The 15,921-nt window shown below is 42.3% G+C and carries 16 protein-coding genes and 1 pseudogene; 14 read left to right on the top strand and 3 right to left on the bottom strand.

Annotated features, from left to right (window positions below; translation table 11 throughout):
* Positions 1-7: 7 nt before the first annotated feature.
* Positions 8-703, bottom strand: a complete 696-nt coding sequence (locus tag CRO04_RS17175; RefSeq protein WP_097005466.1) for a response regulator transcription factor — start codon at positions 701-703, stop codon at positions 8-10.
* Positions 704-1,464: 761 nt separating this feature from the next.
* Between CRO04_RS17175 and CRO04_RS17165 the strand changes: the two genes are divergently transcribed.
* The 7 genes from CRO04_RS17165 (at position 1,465) to CRO04_RS17135 (ending at position 8,786) form a co-directional block, all read left to right on the top strand.
* Entirely contained in the window at positions 1,465-2,610 is a 1,146-nt protein-coding gene (locus CRO04_RS17165; RefSeq protein ID WP_097005464.1) for a glycosyl hydrolase family 18 protein, read from the top strand.
* A 239-nt stretch (positions 2,611-2,849) separates the two neighbouring features.
* Positions 2,850-3,239 carry a VOC family protein gene (locus CRO04_RS17160; protein WP_097005463.1) on the top strand — a complete coding sequence of 130 codons (390 nt, stop codon included), beginning with the start codon at positions 2,850-2,852 and terminating at the stop codon, positions 3,237-3,239.
* Between the two features lie 462 nt (positions 3,240-3,701).
* Positions 3,702-4,511, top strand: coding sequence for an ATP-dependent sacrificial sulfur transferase LarE (gene larE, locus CRO04_RS17155; protein WP_097005462.1), 810 nt, complete (start codon positions 3,702-3,704; stop codon positions 4,509-4,511).
* A 154-nt stretch (positions 4,512-4,665) separates the two neighbouring features.
* Positions 4,666-5,637, top strand: coding sequence for a leucine-rich repeat protein (locus CRO04_RS17150; protein WP_097005461.1), 972 nt, complete (start codon positions 4,666-4,668; stop codon positions 5,635-5,637).
* 31 nt (positions 5,638-5,668) lie between these two features.
* Positions 5,669-6,988, top strand: coding sequence for a VWA-like domain-containing protein (locus tag CRO04_RS17145; protein WP_097005460.1), 1,320 nt, complete (start codon positions 5,669-5,671; stop codon positions 6,986-6,988).
* A 17-nt stretch (positions 6,989-7,005) separates the two neighbouring features.
* Positions 7,006-8,520: an ATP-binding protein gene (locus CRO04_RS17140; protein WP_097005459.1), complete on the top strand. Its 1,515-nt coding sequence runs from the start codon at positions 7,006-7,008 to the stop codon at positions 8,518-8,520.
* A gap of 53 nt (positions 8,521-8,573) precedes the next feature.
* A complete protein-coding gene (locus tag CRO04_RS17135) occupies positions 8,574-8,786 on the top strand; it encodes a DUF378 domain-containing protein (RefSeq protein WP_097005458.1) in 213 nt (70 codons plus the stop codon).
* A 71-nt stretch (positions 8,787-8,857) separates the two neighbouring features.
* Here the strand turns inward: CRO04_RS17135 and CRO04_RS27315 are convergent.
* Positions 8,858-9,007, bottom strand: a pseudogene (locus CRO04_RS27315) (IS3 family transposase); the annotation flags it as partial.
* Between the two features lie 138 nt (positions 9,008-9,145).
* On the opposite strand from CRO04_RS27315, the gene CRO04_RS17125 reads away from it, so the two are divergent.
* Positions 9,146-9,526 carry a zinc ribbon domain-containing protein gene (locus CRO04_RS17125; RefSeq protein ID WP_097005456.1) on the top strand — a complete coding sequence of 127 codons (381 nt, stop codon included), beginning with the start codon at positions 9,146-9,148 and terminating at the stop codon, positions 9,524-9,526.
* Positions 9,527-9,578: 52 nt separating this feature from the next.
* Here CRO04_RS17125 and CRO04_RS17120 read toward each other — a convergent pair whose 3' ends face one another.
* Positions 9,579-10,148 (bottom strand): nitroreductase family protein, encoded by a 570-nt coding sequence (locus tag CRO04_RS17120; RefSeq protein ID WP_097005455.1) that lies wholly within the window; start codon positions 10,146-10,148, stop codon positions 9,579-9,581.
* Positions 10,149-10,555: 407 nt separating this feature from the next.
* Between CRO04_RS17120 and CRO04_RS17115 the strand changes: the two genes are divergently transcribed.
* From CRO04_RS17115 to CRO04_RS17090, 6 genes are all read left to right on the top strand, one after another.
* On the top strand, positions 10,556-10,861 hold the full coding sequence (locus CRO04_RS17115) for a hypothetical protein (RefSeq protein ID WP_097005454.1): 306 nt from the start codon (positions 10,556-10,558) through the stop codon (positions 10,859-10,861).
* Between the two features lie 146 nt (positions 10,862-11,007).
* The gene (locus tag CRO04_RS17110) at positions 11,008-11,742 is read left to right on the top strand and encodes an MBL fold metallo-hydrolase (protein WP_097005453.1); all 735 of its coding nucleotides are present in this window, start codon (positions 11,008-11,010) and stop codon (positions 11,740-11,742) included.
* On the top strand, positions 11,735-12,520 hold the full coding sequence (locus tag CRO04_RS17105; RefSeq protein WP_097005452.1) for a threonine/serine exporter family protein: 786 nt from the start codon (positions 11,735-11,737) through the stop codon (positions 12,518-12,520). Before CRO04_RS17110 ends, CRO04_RS17105 begins: the two co-directional genes overlap by 8 nt.
* Complete coding sequence (locus CRO04_RS17100) at positions 12,517-12,990, top strand: threonine/serine exporter family protein (RefSeq protein WP_242974530.1); 474 nt, start codon at positions 12,517-12,519, stop codon at positions 12,988-12,990. The genes CRO04_RS17105 and CRO04_RS17100 overlap by 4 nt, the downstream gene beginning before the upstream one ends.
* Positions 12,987-14,276: a dihydroorotase gene (locus CRO04_RS17095; RefSeq protein WP_097005451.1), complete on the top strand. Its 1,290-nt coding sequence runs from the start codon at positions 12,987-12,989 to the stop codon at positions 14,274-14,276. The genes CRO04_RS17100 and CRO04_RS17095 overlap by 4 nt, the downstream gene beginning before the upstream one ends.
* 28 nt (positions 14,277-14,304) lie before the next feature.
* Positions 14,305-15,888 (top strand): hypothetical protein, encoded by a 1,584-nt coding sequence (locus CRO04_RS17090; protein WP_097005450.1) that lies wholly within the window; start codon positions 14,305-14,307, stop codon positions 15,886-15,888.
* Positions 15,889-15,921 lie beyond the last annotated feature (33 nt).

Below are 15,921 nucleotides of genomic sequence, written 5' to 3'. Positions count from 1 at the left end.
ATGACTCCTATTGCTTTTCGATCTTATAACCTACGCCCCAGACTACCTTTAGATACCGGGGTTCTCTGGGATTAATCTCGATTTTCTCCCGGATATGGCGGATATGAACTGCAACGGTGTTGTCGGCTCCAATCGCTTCTTCATTCCAGATCTGTTCATATATTTCATCAATGGAGAATACCTTTCCTGCATTTTTAACAAGGAGCAGAAGAATGTTGTATTCAATGGGAGTCAGTTTAATGACTTCCTCATCAACCGTGACTTCCTTATTATCATCATTGATAGCAAGTCCGCCGCATTTGTAGATCTGTCCGGCTGGCTGCTGATTCATATTACCCAGCTGGGTGTAACGGCGAAGCTGTGATTTGACTCTGGCCACAAGTTCCAGGGGGTTAAACGGCTTGGTAATATAGTCGTCTGCTCCGATATTAAGACCCAGAATTTTATCGGTATCTTCAGATTTGGCGGATAGAATGATGATGGGAATGCTGCTGGTCTCCCGTACTTTTAACGTGGTACGGATTCCGTCCAGTCCCGGCATCATAACATCCAGTATCATTAAATCCACTTCATTCTCAATCAGAAGCTCCAGAGCTTCAAAACCGTCATAAGCCTTTATTACATGAAATCCTTCTCCGGTTAAATATATATCAATTGCTTCGACAATCTGCTTGTCATCGTCACATACTAATATTTTTTGCATTTGAAAACCTCCTTTTTTCATATTATACAACGAAGACAGTTAAAAAGCATATTACTTTTTTCTGACTTTTTTACTGCTTAACTTTATAGGAATTTAAGAGGTATTATTTTAAGGTCATACTCAGTTTATTCATTTTGGTATATAAGTATCCCCGCAAAAGGTAAAAGCCGGTGCTGGGACAGTTTTTATATATTGATACTTAGTGCTGATATTTCGTATATATATTGATAGTTACAAGGAGATGAAAATGAAACCGCATTTTACTTCAACAAATGTAGGGCAAATTCAAGATCTTGCTTCTTTACATAAAATGTGTAAGATAATTTTAGTTTGTTGGTTCCGATTCCTGCATAGCGGTAGTCAAACGGATTTCTAACTGATAAGTCTTTTACTTTCATTCGGTATATGATGTTATTGTTAAAAAGAATTTCCTGTATCATGTTTTTATCAACTAAATTATATACGGACGTTAATTGAGTCCATTGAAAAAATTTAATCATTTTATATACCGCCTTTCTGATTTAAGAATAGTATAACAATGCAGGGCCTGAGCAGTAAACAAATTTTATTATAATAAAGGTAATAAATTGAGGGGGATATATGAAAAATGATTAAGTGGTAGAGTGCACTGTTTTTATTTCACAGACTCCCAGTCGAAAGAGCATATTTTTTTTGTAATGAAACGGAAAATAGCCCGGTTTTTATCATGTTTCCGGCAGATTTTTCATATGCTTTATCAATTCAGGTAAAAGGGTGCTGCTATGAATATATATGTAGTACAGCCGGGAGACAGTGTAGATTCCATTGCCGCGTCCCAGAACGTTCCGGTAGAAGCATTAACATATGACAATCAGATATATCCTCCATACCGCCTGGCTGTAGGTCAGGCACTTTATATAAGGGGAGACGGTCCTCCTGATGACAGGATTCCTCTTTACGTGTTTGGTTATGCATATCCTTTCATAAATCCGGATAATCTGGATCAGACTCTTCCGTTTCTCACAGATCTTTACGTTTTTTCCTATGGGTTTACGCCAGAGGGAGAACTGGTTCCTCCCTTGAGCTCAGATGAGTGGATGATTGACCGGGCACTGGAAGCGGGAGTGCGTCCAATTCTGACTTTAACACCTTTTGGACCGGATGGCAGATTTAATAACAATCTGGTAACAAACCTGGTGCATAATCCGCAGATTCAGCAGCGTCTGATATGGAATCTGGGGCAAATCATGCAGGAGAAGCGGTTTGGTGGCCTTGATATTGATTTTGAGTACATTATGGCAGATGACCGGCAGGCATATGCTGAATTTGTGAAACGGACCACACAGATCATGAATCAGTTTGGTTACCAGGTAACCGTAGCTCTGGCCCCTAAGACATCAGCCACACAGAGCGGACTTTTGTATGAGGGCGTGGATTACAGGCTGCTCGGGGAAGCGGCAAACAGAGTCTTATTAATGACTTATGAGTGGGGGTATACATACGGTCCCCCCATGGCAGTTGCTCCAATCAACATGGTTAGAAAAGTGGTTGACTACGCAATAACTGAAATCCCATTATATAAAATCAGCCTTGGAATCCCAAATTACGGATATGACTGGCCGCTTCCATATGAGCGGGGAGTGACTAGAGCAGAAACCATAAGTAATCTGGAAGCGGTTCAGCTAGCCATTGAAAATGGGGTGGAAATTCAGTTTGATGAAGAGGCGATGTCTCCGTTTTTCCGTTATTGGAAGTTTGGGATTGAGCACGAGGTCTGGTTTGAGGATGTGAGGAGTTATAAAGCCAAATTTGACCTTATTAAAGAATATGGATTAACGGGTGCCGGGTACTGGCAGATCATGCAGTTCTTCCGGGCTAACTGGCTTTTACTCAGTCAGATGTTTGAGGCAAGGAAGGTTGGAGATTAGAATATAATAGGAAGGAAGCCGGCAAGAGGGGGGACTCTGCCGGCTTAAAGTATGAAAAAAAGTATATAATGAAAGGTTGTTGACCTATTTACAAGTATCAATATAAGGTACAATTGTGATGGTAATATGTTATTACTGTGAAGAGTTTGTGAAATACAAAGAAATCTTATTTATATTATGACAGACAGATGTCCTGTTAGAGACAGTATAATTGTAAAAAAACAGGAGGTTTGTAGGATATGAAATTAGATGGTTTTGGAATATTCGTAGAGGATATGGCAGTTATGGTACGGTTTTACCGGGATGTACTGGGGTTTGAAATAAAGGAAGATGAAAATACGACAAATGTTTTTCTGGAAAAAGATGGTATATTATTCCTGCTGTACCGGAGAAGTGATTTTGAGAAAATGACAAACAGGTCATTTCACTATGCAAAGGCAGTGAATGGACATTACGAAGTTGCGTTGAGTGTGGAGAATTATGCTGCAGTTGATCTGGCGTTTCAAGAAGTAGTATCGAAAGGAGCATCCCCTGTTTTAAAACCGACAACGGAGGAATGGGGACAGCGAACCTGTTATATTGCAGACCCGGAAGGGAATTTAATTGAAATAGGTTCATTTAATCAATAAGTAACTGAATAAGGTTCAGCCAAAATGGCTGAACCCCATAAGAACGAATTATTTGCAAAACTGGGAAATTAATTCTAATATATCACTGAAATTGCAGGAACTGAAATCAAAAAACATAAACATTTACCTCCCTCTTTACTTATAATTTTTTGAACAACTTTATATTAACACCAATGGGGAATCATTGAAATATAGAAAGATTGGATTAAAAAGCAGCAATTGGTAAAAAAGGGGAGGAGCCGGTAAGATTGGCGGATCCTACCGGCTGATGTATGAAAAAGTATTTATATGAAAAGGTTGTTGACCTCTTTGTGATTACTAATATACTGGAAAAGTGTGACAAGAAAATGATAGTTCTGTGAAGAGTTTGTGAAAATGAAGCATCAGATGAATTGACACCGCTCCTCTTAATTGATATAATCCCTATAAACATATTGAACAAGTGTGGCATAAGGAGACTATATGAATATTCAGGAAAAAAATCAGAGACTGAGGGCTTATATATCCGATCTTGGCAGTCTTGCAGTTGCTTTTTCTTCAGGGGTGGATTCAACTTTTCTATTAAAAACAGCACACGAAGTACTTGGAGATCAGGTGATTGCAGTGACAGCAAAATCCTGCTCCTTTCCAGAGCGGGAACTGAATGAGGCAATCCAGTTCTGCAAGTCAGAAGGAATCCGGCATTTTATTGTAGACAGCGAAGAACTGGATATTGAAGATTTTAGCAGCAATCCGAAAAACAGGTGTTATTTATGCAAGCATGAGCTGTTTGTAAAGGTGGCTGAAGTGGCACAGAAACATGGGATAAAACAGGTTGCGGAAGGCTCCAATCTGGATGATAACGGGGATTACCGCCCGGGATTAATAGCGGTAGCAGAACTGGGAGTGCACAGCCCGCTGCGCTATGCAGAACTGAATAAGGAGGAAATCAGGGAGTTGTCCAGGGGTCTGGGGTTACATACCTGGAATAAACAGTCATTTGCCTGCCTGTCAAGCCGGTTTGTCTATGGGGAGACAATCTCAAAGGAAAAGCTGTCAATGGTGGACAAGGCGGAGCAGCTTTTACTGGATCTTGGCTTTCATCAGGTGAGAGTCCGTATCCATGGTACAATTGCCAGGATTGAAGTGCTTCCTGATCAGATTTCCCGGCTTATAACAGAACCGGAAAAAAGTGTAATAACAGCAGAGCTTCACCAGATGGGTTTTTCATACGTAACGCTTGATTTAGATGGTTACCGAATGGGGAGTATGAATCTGACGCTGGATAAATGATATGATTAAGGAGAATCGGCAGGAAAAAGTTATTTTTTCTTCCGATTCTCCTTTGCATTGTGTATAAAATATTATAAATGGTATCAGCCAGTTGATTTTCTTTAATTTTTCTGTTATATTGATTTGTTAAACGAATAATTTAAGAGGGATTAACATGTTTTTATATCAGATTATAAATAATCAGGTACGCATTTTAGAATGCAGAGGGTATGATGGAACGGTACGTATACCTGAGAAGATTGGTGAACTGCCGGTGACAGAGCTGGCAGAGTATGTTTTTTCCAATGGAGAGGGAAGACGGGAGATGCTTTCCAAGGCTGGAAATGACGTTCAAATGTGTGATGAAGAGGGAAATCCGGCGTCTTATAACGAAAAAGATCTCCCACCAGAGATTATCTGTGAACGCTTGCAGGACTTATATCTTCCGGTTTCTATTAAAAAAATAGGAAAATATGCTTTTTATAACTGTTTTGAGTTAAATCATCTGGAATGCTTTAGTTCTATCTTTGATTTAGGTTCCGGTCTCTTTACCGGGTGCTCAAAAATAAAAAGTCTGGATATTCATATCGTTGATGGAAGCCGCTCGTGTATGCAGGGAATCGTATCAGAACTTCGACAGGAACTTTATGTAAACTACTATGTCCGGGATAAAGCTGCCAGGCTTATTTTTCCTGAAATGTATGAGGAATCGGTGGAACATACACCGGCCCGGATTGTATTTCGGGAGATGCACGGGTGCGGGCATATGTACCGCTATTGCTTTGATCAGACAGAATTTCAGTTTCATAAATACGATGCTTTATTTCCTCATGTCCGGGTTCAGGAATCGGACCGGCTGGCTTGTTCTCTTGCTATGGGAAGACTTTATACGCCCATCAATCTGCTTCCTGGTGACCGCAAGATCTATGAAAGCTATTTGCGGGAGCATTTAGAGGCAGCAGGAGAGGCAGCACTAAAAGACAGTGAGCTGTTTTACTGGCTGGCATCGAAGTATTGCAGGGATCAGGCGGAATTTGACCGTCTGATTGACATGGCATCGGAAAAGAACTATACAGAGCTTTTAAGCCCTTTAATGGATTTAAGACATCTGCGTTTTCCTGTGAAAAAGCGGACGTTCTCTTTATAGGTTGCAGTTACGAGGAAAGAAGGTGTATCATATGATTGATCCGGTCAGGCAGCGCCAGCTTGATGAGCTGAATGAGGTGGAACTTGGACATGAAATTCTGGGGAATGCCAGAAATGAGCTGTATCTTAATTTCCGCTATCTGGATGTGGCGTTAAGCAGCTTTGGGTTTGAAGCAGAACGGTCAGGTATTGGACTCAGCACTGACGGTTATGTAATCTATTATCAGCCGGAACATCTATTTTCCATGTTTCAAAGAGGCCGTGTTTTTATAAACCGGGCTTATCTTCATATGCTTTTCCACTGTTTGTTCTGGCATCTGGGTTCTATGGGACAGCGGAAAAAGCGGTATTGGGATCTGGCCTGTGACATTGCATCAGAGTCTGTTCTGGACAGTTTTTATGTGAAATCGGTTTACCGTCATCAGTCCCCATTCCGACGCGAAATATACGGGCAGATGAATACCAGGCTTTCTGTACTTACGGCAGAAGGAATCTACCATACCCTTATGAAAATGGATCTGTCAGAGGACACACTCCGCCGGATGGAGATGGAGTTTTATGTGGACAGTCATGATAAATGGGAACAGGAGGAGGATCCCCACCTTAAGATAGAACGCCAGAGTAAGTGGCAGAATATCAGAGAAAAGATGGAAACAGAGGTGGAAGCCTTTGGTGAAAAGGAAGACGATTCTTCCAGAGAGTTTCTGGAACAGGTGAAGATAGAAAATCGGGAACGGTATGACTATAAACGGTTTTTAAGGAAATTTGCAGTTTTGAAAGAAGAAGCGGAGATCGATCCGGATTCCTTTGATTCCATATTTTATACCTACGGTCTGTCACTCTACAAGAATATGCCTTTGATTGAGCCTCTTGAGACAAGAGAGGTTTTTAAGATCGAAGATTTTGTGATTGTCATAGATACCTCTATGTCGGTTTCCGGTGATCTGGTTCGCAGCTTTTTAGAGGAAACCTATGAAGTTCTTCGTGAATCGGAAAGTTATTTCCGTAAGATAAATATTCATATCATACAGTGTGATGAGCAGATACGTTCCGATGAAGTCATTACGAGCAGGGAAGAGATGGAAGCTTATATGGAGCATTTCACTCTTTCCGGATTCGGAGGAACCGATTTTAGACCAGCATTTGAATATGTAAATGGACTTATTAATCAGGGAGTTTTTAAAAAGCTCCGCGGGCTGTTGTATTTTACTGATGGGAAAGGTATCTATCCTGTAAAAATGCCTCCATATGAAACTGCATTTGTGTTTATGGAAGATCAGTATGAGGACATATCAGTTCCTGGCTGGGCAATGAAGGTCATATTGACCAGGGAAGATCTGGAAGTAAAATGACAGGAGAATGAATAACGATGAATATAAAACGAGCAAAAGAAGAAATTAAAAACAGCATTGAAGCTTATTTAATGAAAGATAATTACGGCACCTATGAGATTCCTGCAATGCGGCAGAGACCCATATTTTTAATGGGACCGCCCGGCGTGGGGAAAACACAGATCATGGAGCAGATTGCAAGAGAGTGTCAGATCGGATTGGTGGCTTATACCATTACCCATCATACAAGGCAGAGTGCAGTGGGACTCCCATTTATAACGGATAAGGAATTCGGGGGCAAAACGTATCGCGTAACGGAATATACCATGAGTGAAATTGTGGCTTCTGTTTATAATAAAATAGAAAGCACAGGGCTGCCGGAAGGAATTCTCTTTATTGATGAAATCAACTGTGTTTCGGAAACGCTGGCGCCAACCATGCTTCAGTTTCTTCAATATAAGACCTTCGGAAACCACCGCATTCCGGAAGGATGGATTATTGTAACTGCTGGAAATCCTCCGGAATACAACAAATCAGTCAGAGAATTCGATGTGGTGACCTTAGACAGAATTAAGCTTATTCATGTAGAGGCAGATTATGACGTATGGAAGGCTTATGCGTATGAGCATGAGGTTCATCCGGCAGTAATTTCTTATTTAAATGCCAGAACGGACAATTTCTGCCGGATCGAAACGACGGTAGATGGAAAATTCTTTGCTACACCAAGAGGCTGGGAGGATTTATCCAGCTTTATCAAGATATACGAACGCCTGGGGAAGAAACCGGACCGGGAGGTAGTGGGAGAATATATTCAGTATCCCAGGATTGCCAAAGATTTTGCCAATTATCTGGAACTCTTCTATAAATACCGGGATGATTATCAGATTGACGAGATTCTTTCGGGTACAATCCGGGAAAGTCTGTGTAATAAATTAAGCCGTGCTCCCTTTGATGAAAAGCTGAATGTAATAGGGCTTCTATTATCCAGGCTTGGACAGCATTTTAAAGCGGTTGCTGACCAGGGAGACCGGACCGGCCTTCTGATGGGTGAATTAAAAAAGATTGACCCGCAGACAGATGTGGACCCATCAACTACCATGGAGGAGCGCATACACAATACACGAAGCCAGTGGAGTGAATCCTTAAAGAAGAAGCAGAAGGCAGGGCTTTTGAGCAGGCGGGAAGATTTTCTGTACCGGGATGTGGAGGCGCTTCTTCTTAAAATAGAAGAAACCTTAAAGAAATCTGGTAAAGATGACAAGGAAGAAGACTGGAACCTGATCCGGAAGCTGTTTCAGGATGAAAATGACCGCTATGATGTACTTTTCACTGAAAGCGGTAAAGCGCTGGAGCATGCCTTTGACTTTCTGGAAGCTGCATTTGTGGCAGGGCAGGAGATGGTTCTGTTTATTACAGAATTAAATAACGGATATTACAGTATGAAATTTCTAAAAGAGTATGAATGCGAACGGTACTATCAATATAATAAAAATCTTTTATTTCAAGACAGAGAAGATGAAATCAGATCAAGAATCAGGAGTTTGGGAAATTAATGTATAAAAACCAAAAAGCTACTCCATAATATAAGGGAAAAGGAGGTAGTGCCATGGGAAATAAAGCATTGAATTACACAGCTCTTACAATTGCCATCATCGGTGCAGTAAACTGGGGGCTGGTAGGTTTCTTCAATTTCAACCTGGTGTCATTTATTTTCGGCAGCATGACGTGGCTTTCAAGAATCGTGTATGCCGTGGTAGGGATCTGCGGATTATATCTGCTTACCTTTTATGGTCATCAAGAAACAAGTACGGAAAGATAGTGAATGATGGAAACAGGGGCGTTGCGGCATAGCAATAATGAGCTATGGAGCAATGCCCTTCATCTATGCCGCTATGGTTTTTGTGATAGTCTCATAAGAGCGTGAATCAGGTTCGTTAGTACACCAAAATTTCTTTGTAATCGTTTATTATTATAATACTCTATATATTTCTCTATCATTTCAACAACAGATACTCTGCTGGTAAATTTTTTTCCATAATAGCGTTCTTCTTTTTTCTGTTTTTTCTATTACTTGTAAAGAAAAATAGCTTATGGTATACTCGGGACATGACTACTTTGGTAAGTGAGGCCTGCAATTACAGCAGAGCGAATCGAAATGAATTCAGGAGGATAGATACCATGTTTTTCATATGCGGAATGAGCCAGGGAAAAAAGCTGCTGGATTATACGAAGACAGTGATCTGCGCCATGTGCGGAGGCTATGGCAGATATCAGGTATTTATGACCTATAGCTATTTCAGTGTATTTTTTATCCCGATTATAAAATGGAACAGACGTTATTATGTACAGATGTCATGTTGTAATACTGTTTATGAGCTGAATCCTGAAAAGGGAAGGAAATTAAACCGGAGAGAATCCGTTGAAATTGAAGCGCATGATTTAACGCTTGTACAAACCGGCAGAAGGGATCAGGAGTGGAATAAAAGGCAATGCTCTCACTGCGGTTATGAAACAACAGAGGATTTTGAGTACTGCCCCAAATGCGGACAAAGATTTTAAAAGCCGGTCCCGGAAAGTATCCGGGCCGGCTTCATTTCTATTTTAAACAAAATCAGATAATAATATCTTTTAATGCTCTTTTCGGGACATAATGGACCTGATTTTCGTCTCTGTAATAGCGGACGTCCCCATCCTCTTTTACTGGTACAATAACAACCTCTTCCTTTGGCTTTCCAAGAGCCAGAACAAGATCCACAGAATAAAGAGCGGGGTCGATGCCAAGTGCCTGGGCCAGCTGGCTTCTGTGGACATTACCCAGCATACAACCACCGTAGCCTTTTTCTACAGCCCCCAACATAATAGTCTGTGCGGCAATTCCGTCATCAATGGGCTTATTTTTAGCAAGTGATAAATCACAGAGTATTACGATATAAGCGGAGGGACGCTCTCCTTCCTCCGGGCCGTCCCAGTCTGGAAGTGCTCCGGCCCAGCCCAGGGTGTCGAATATCAGGGCATTTTCCTTTGGTGTATGGCTGATCCGGAATTTCAGAGCCTGAGAATTGGCAGTTGAAGCGGTGAGTCTGGCCAGATCAATGAGTTCCAGCAGATCCGCTTCAGATATAGGTGTATTCTGATAGAAGCGGCGGTATGTACGACACTGGGTAACGAGATCTTTTAACATATTTGATTCCTCCTTATATCTTGATTTTTAAGCGTTTATTAATAAAGTATATCAGGTATGAATATCATCTGCAATGGACAAAAAAAGAAAAAGATTTAGTAAAATAAAACAAAAATATCGCGTAATAACTACTGAAAATAGTCAATTTTTCGAATGGACAAATTTTAAACAAATAGAATATAAAAAACTCAAGAGCACAAATCAATAATTAATTGTTTGACATATCATCGCCATTTGTAAATTTAATTAAGAATTTACCAGTTTTTAATTAAGAAAAAAATCATAATGAATTCATTGACTTTGTTTTCTTAAGGTGTTAAACTGTGTCTCGTCTTGAGAAATCAAAAAAAAGACAGCGGCATACATATTCAATAAAAAACATTGGTAGCCGCAAGGAGGAGAATATTATGAAATTAACAACAAAGAAACTTGTACTTACCGGCGTAGCAGTATTAACCATGGCAGCTATCTCTGCTTGTGGAAGCACAAAGACTGCTGAAACAACTGCAGCAACAGAGGCAGAAGTTACAACAGAAGCAGCTACAACAGAAGAAGTTACAACAGAAGAAACTACAACAGAAGAAGTATCTGAAGAATCTTCTGAGTCTGTAGAAGAAACTAAGGAAGATGCATCTGTAGAAGAGTCTTCTGAAGAAGCTTCCAGCGAAGAAGAAACTACTGAAGCTGCAGAGACTACAAAGGCTGCTAACTAATTATATAGAAAAAACAGCTGAAAAGGAAAGAAATTTCCGCGGGCGGGGACAAATGTCTCCGCCTTTTTTTGCGCGCATCTGCTATGCAGAACCGATTGGTATGTGATATAATTTTTCCAAATAGTCATGAAAGGAGACCGATTCTCATGAAAATCACATTTGTCCATCATAGTGCATTTCTGGCAGAACTGACTTCTGTTGTACTGCTGTTTGATTATACCCAGGGACCGCTGCCGAAACTGGATACGGATAAGCCGCTTTTTATCTTCGCCAGCCACCGGCATGGAGATCATTTTTCAGAAAAAATCTTTGATTTACAAAAGGACTTAAAAGAAGTTCATTATGTACTTTCCGATGATATATCCAAAAGGAAGGTTAATAAGGAATTAGTGGACTGCGTTACATTTGTAAAACCGGGAAAAAAATTAAGACTTTCATATGGTTTTGGTACGGAGCTTGAGATTACAACCTTCGCCTCTACAGATGAAGGAGTTGCTTTTCTGGTGAACGTGGATGGAGAAGTCCTCTACCATGCAGGGGATTTAAACAACTGGAGATGGGAAGGGGAACCGGAGGACTGGAACCGGAGTATGGCAAAGAAGTATTCCCGGGAAGTGGACAGGCTGGCAGGGGTGAAGATTGGTGCAGCGTTTCTGCCCCTGGATCCCAGACAGGAGGATTCCTTTTATCTTGGATTTGATGAGTTTATGAGAAAAGCAGATGTACAGCATGCATTTCCCATGCACTGCTGGGGGGATTTTTCTGTCATTGGACGGTTAAAGGAACTGGAGGTATCCGGTCCTTACCGGGAGAGAATAATCATGATTGAAAGAGACGGGCAGCCTTTTATTCTGGGACAGGAGCTTCATAACGATGAGTGAACGGAATCAGAATCGTGAGGTATTGGATGCCGCCATGATGGCTGGTCATATTCTTCTGGAAAATGGTGCGGAGATCTTCCGGGTGGAAGAAACCATGGACCGGATCTGCCGTCATTATGGAATTGAATCCTGCAGTTCCTTTGTACTCAGCAACGGAATCTTTACAACAGCGGGAAACAAAAGAGAGGAAATATTTGCAAAGGTTCAGCATATTCCGGTGAGCGGGACACATTTAGACCGGGTGGCCGCTGTCAATCAGCTTTCCAGAGAAATTGTAACAGGATCCTTAACTCCGGCAGAGGTGATGGAAAAACTGGAACAGATAAAACAGATGCCGGGTAAATCAAAGAAGATGCGCATTCTCGCCTCAGGAGTGGGAAGCGCCTGCTTTTGTTATTTGTTTGGAGGCAATTTAAAAGATGCGGCAGCAGCGTTTTGTTCCGGCGTTTTTCTTTACGGATATGTGGTCTTTCTTGCTGGTCCCCATCTGTCCAAGCTGGTGGCAAATATCGGCGGCGGAGCACTTGTCACGGCTTTGTGTACGCTTTTGTATATGCTTCGTGTGGGAGACCATTTAAACTACATGATCATCGGTTCCATTATGCCGCTGATTCCTGGAGTCGCATTTACCAATGCCATACGCGACATTGCAGACGGAGACTATATCGCGGGTTCTGTCCGTATGATGGATGCATTGCTGGTGTTTTTCTGCATTGCCATGGGTGTGGGGCTGGTATTTGGTCTGCTTCACCGTTTTACAGGAGGTGCAATATTGTGACAGCAATATCTGAGATGGCAGTTGCAGCACTGGGTACGGTTGCATTTGCCCTGTTATTTGGGGTACCTGCCTTATATTACCCTTATTGCGGTTTCATTGGCGGAACCGGCTGGCTTGTATACAGCATGCTGGTAAAACAATTATCGGAGCCGGCCGCTGCTCTGTTTGCAACCATTGCCGTGATCCTGATTTCCAGAACATTTGCAGTCAGAAAGCACTGCCCGGTGACCATCTTTCTGGTATCCGGGATATTTCCCCTGGTTCCCGGGGCATTGGTCTACTGGACTGCTTACTATATTGTGACCGATAACACTGCTCTTGCTGCCCATACCGGGTTTCTTGCCCTGAAAGTAGCAGTTGCAATCGTGCTTGGTATTGTGTTTGTTTTTGAATTGCCTCAGGGATTTTTTCGGTTTGCAGCAAAAAAGGACAGACGGGCATCAGAAAAGAAAGGAAAAATAAAACGATGATATGGATTAAGAATGCTCATGTAATTGATCCAGCAACTCAGACAGAACAGGATATGGATATCTGCATAGAAGATGGAGTGATAGTCGGTATGGGAACAGGTCTGAGTCCGCAGGGAGCGGCAGCATCAAAGGAGGATGTGGTGATAGATGCCTCAGGCCTGATTGCAGCACCCGGGCTTGTAGACGTCCATGTTCATTTTCGTGATCCGGGTCTCACCTACAAAGAAGACATTCAGACAGGTGCAAGAGCGGCTGCCAAAGGCGGTTTTACAACGGTTGTCTGTATGGCGAATACGAAGCCCCCGGTGGACAATACAGATACTCTGGAATATGTAAAAAAGGAAGGGGAAAAGACTGGGATCCATGTTCTTCATGCGGCGGCTGTATCTAAAGGACTGGAGGGGCGTGAACTGACGGATATGAAGGAATTGGCATCTCATGGAGCAGCTGGTTTCACAGATGACGGAATTCCATTGATGGATTCCGGTCTTGTGAAACAGGCCATGGAACAGGCAGCCAGTTTAAATCTTCCTTTAAGCTTTCATGAGGAGGATCCGGCATTAATTAAAAATAACGGAATTAATCATGGGAAAGTTTCAGAACGTCTCGGTATTTACGGATCTCCGGCAGAGGCTGAAGACAGCCTTGTTGCAAGAGACTGCATGCTTGCGCTTCATACCAGGGCTGCGGTGAATATTCAGCATATCAGTTCAGCTGCATCGGTTGGCATGGTCCGGTTTGCTAAAGATTCAGGGGCAGATGTTTATGCAGAGGTAACTCCCCATCATTTTACCCTGACAGAAGAAGCTGTGCTTATCCACGGAAGTCTGGCGAAGATGAATCCACCGCTGCGGACAGAGGCAGACCGCTTAGCAGTGATAGAAGGTCTGAAAGACGGAAGCATCGATATCATCGCTACGGATCATGCGCCTCACAGTGCGGAAGAAAAAGACAGGCCTCTTCTGGAGGCACCCAGCGGTATTATTGGTCTGGAAACAGCACTGGGGCTGGGAGTGACAGCATTGGTCCGTACCGGGCATTTAACCATGATGCAGTTATTGGAAAAGATGAGCATAAATCCGGCAAAATTATACAGACTGGACTGCGGCGTGCTGAAAACAGGCGGTATGGCGGATCTGGTAATTTTCGATCCGAATGAGGAATGGACGGCAGGTGAATACGTTTCCAAGTCTTCTAATTCGCCATTTACAGGGAAGAAGCTTTTTGGAAAAGTAAAATATACGATCTGCAGGGGAAAGATTGTATATCAGGATGAAAAAGATTAATCGGACATACGCCAGAAAAGGATAAAAGATGGAAATCAGGGTGCAGGACCCGGCCTTTCCGGGGGATCTAAAAGCAGAGGGAACGCCGGAGGGTAATATGAGTGAGATAACGGACTTGAACCCGAAAGGTATTATCACAGGTGAGATTCTGTTAAATGAGGCCATTGCCCAGACTCAGGCTATAAAGGAAGAGGCAAAAGCAGAGCAATCGGAAAAATCAGATAAACCAAAACAATCAGGAGCGGACAGAGATACTGCTTCCGTACGCGATTCATCTGATCTTTGGGATGAGGAAGAGTGGAAGGAAGCTTTTCGAGAGATTACGGATTGGTGTCCTTCTGAAACGATTCCTGTTTCAGAGGAATTAAACCGGCTGGCAAAAATTTATCAGGAGCTTCTCTTAGCAGTTCTTACCCATGGGACTCAGGAGGGGGAAGAAGCAGACCGGCTGAATCAGGAGTTGTCTCTGCTGCTTCAAAAACTTTTGGTGTCCCGCCTTGGGGACCTGGAGCAATTGTTTAAAAATTATGGATCTGCTGTAAGTATCATTGCATTGCGGGCGGCAGTCTGCCGCAGTGTCATGGGAAAGAATTTAACTGAGGCAGAGCTGAATCAGATGTTCGGGGGCAGAGATTTAACGGGAAGTTCAGCAGAGGCTGTTAATGAAAGTGGAATCAGAACTCCGGTCCCGGATAACGAAAATGAGGTCAATACGGGAATCATTTACCAGCCGGCAGGTGCGGGTACGATTAAAAACAACCCAGGATACGCTAAGAACCTGATGAAAGAAACTTCATTGATGATACTGGAGAGAGGCGTTTCTTTAAAGGGGAAAGCGGGAAAGAACCACGGGGCCAGTTTAACGCTCTCTCCGCTGAAAACCGGAAGGATTTATGAGATAAAAGATCTGGAGACAGCCCAGCGTCTTGCATCGTATTTGAACAGAGAAGGGAATCTGTTTAAGCTTGCAGGTCTGACGGGAAAGAGCGAAGAACTCTGGGGATTTTTAGCGGCGCTTATGTCAATAAAATCACAGATTTTTGCATCATCTCTGGGGCTGGAAAAAGGTCTTGCCATGGATTTAAGAGAAGCCGGTGACCGATTGACTGATAAATGGATTCAGGAGATGGCGGTCAGGTCATCGCGGAACAATTCAGGAGCGTCAGGAAGAAAACCAGTTTTTGAAACAAAGGATGTATACAAGATTTTTTATTACATCATGAATTTATATCAGACAAAGGCCGATGTGAATGAGGCCGCCAATAAAGGACTCCGTTATGCCTATCAGCAATTTTTAAAGAAAAAAGAAATCACAGAAAATACAAGAGAGCCAGAGCCTTTTTTTACAAAAGACAAAAGAAACCCTGCTGAGGATTTTAAGGAAGGCAGGAAATTAATTGAACGGGACTGGAATGAATTCTCAGAGTTTTTAAGCAGCGGGAATTTCAAAGAGGTGCCCCAGGGAGTTTTAATACTGAGTCCATGGGGAATGCTTGCGGAGCCAGAGACAGATACAGCGCGGAGTGAAGGGATTTTAAGTCCGGTGTTTCTGGCTGGAGGGGCTGCCGCAATCGTAATACTGATTCTTATCTTTACATTTATAAGGTTTTAGCAGATTATACATAAATTTCTTCTTTACAGAAAC

Origin of the sequence: Lacrimispora amygdalina, assembly GCF_900205965.1 — a bacterium.
Classification (GTDB): domain Bacteria; phylum Bacillota; class Clostridia; order Lachnospirales; family Lachnospiraceae; genus Lacrimispora; species Lacrimispora amygdalina_A.
Note: the sequence above shows the minus strand (reverse complement) of the source record. Positions and strands in the feature narration are given on the sequence as shown.

What these genes read in the sequence shown, in the direction of transcription:
- CRO04_RS17175 (WP_097005466.1), bottom strand. Translation starts at nt 703, where the DNA reads ATGCAAAAAATATTAGTATGTGACGATGACAAGCAGATTGTCGAAGCA.
- CRO04_RS17165 (WP_097005464.1), top strand. Translation starts at nt 1,465, where the DNA reads ATGAATATATATGTAGTACAGCCGGGAGACAGTGTAGATTCCATTGCC.
- CRO04_RS17160 (WP_097005463.1), top strand. Translation starts at nt 2,850, where the DNA reads ATGAAATTAGATGGTTTTGGAATATTCGTAGAGGATATGGCAGTTATG.
- larE (WP_097005462.1), top strand. Translation starts at nt 3,702, where the DNA reads ATGAATATTCAGGAAAAAAATCAGAGACTGAGGGCTTATATATCCGAT.
- CRO04_RS17150 (WP_097005461.1), top strand. Translation starts at nt 4,666, where the DNA reads ATGTTTTTATATCAGATTATAAATAATCAGGTACGCATTTTAGAATGC.
- CRO04_RS17145 (WP_097005460.1), top strand. Translation starts at nt 5,669, where the DNA reads ATGATTGATCCGGTCAGGCAGCGCCAGCTTGATGAGCTGAATGAGGTG.
- CRO04_RS17140 (WP_097005459.1), top strand. Translation starts at nt 7,006, where the DNA reads ATGAATATAAAACGAGCAAAAGAAGAAATTAAAAACAGCATTGAAGCT.
- CRO04_RS17135 (WP_097005458.1), top strand. Translation starts at nt 8,574, where the DNA reads ATGGGAAATAAAGCATTGAATTACACAGCTCTTACAATTGCCATCATC.
- CRO04_RS17125 (WP_097005456.1), top strand. Translation starts at nt 9,146, where the DNA reads ATGTTTTTCATATGCGGAATGAGCCAGGGAAAAAAGCTGCTGGATTAT.
- CRO04_RS17120 (WP_097005455.1), bottom strand. Translation starts at nt 10,148, where the DNA reads ATGTTAAAAGATCTCGTTACCCAGTGTCGTACATACCGCCGCTTCTAT.
- CRO04_RS17115 (WP_097005454.1), top strand. Translation starts at nt 10,556, where the DNA reads ATGAAATTAACAACAAAGAAACTTGTACTTACCGGCGTAGCAGTATTA.
- CRO04_RS17110 (WP_097005453.1), top strand. Translation starts at nt 11,008, where the DNA reads ATGAAAATCACATTTGTCCATCATAGTGCATTTCTGGCAGAACTGACT.
- CRO04_RS17105 (WP_097005452.1), top strand. Translation starts at nt 11,735, where the DNA reads ATGAGTGAACGGAATCAGAATCGTGAGGTATTGGATGCCGCCATGATG.
- CRO04_RS17095 (WP_097005451.1), top strand. Translation starts at nt 12,987, where the DNA reads ATGATATGGATTAAGAATGCTCATGTAATTGATCCAGCAACTCAGACA.
- CRO04_RS17090 (WP_097005450.1), top strand. Translation starts at nt 14,305, where the DNA reads ATGGAAATCAGGGTGCAGGACCCGGCCTTTCCGGGGGATCTAAAAGCA.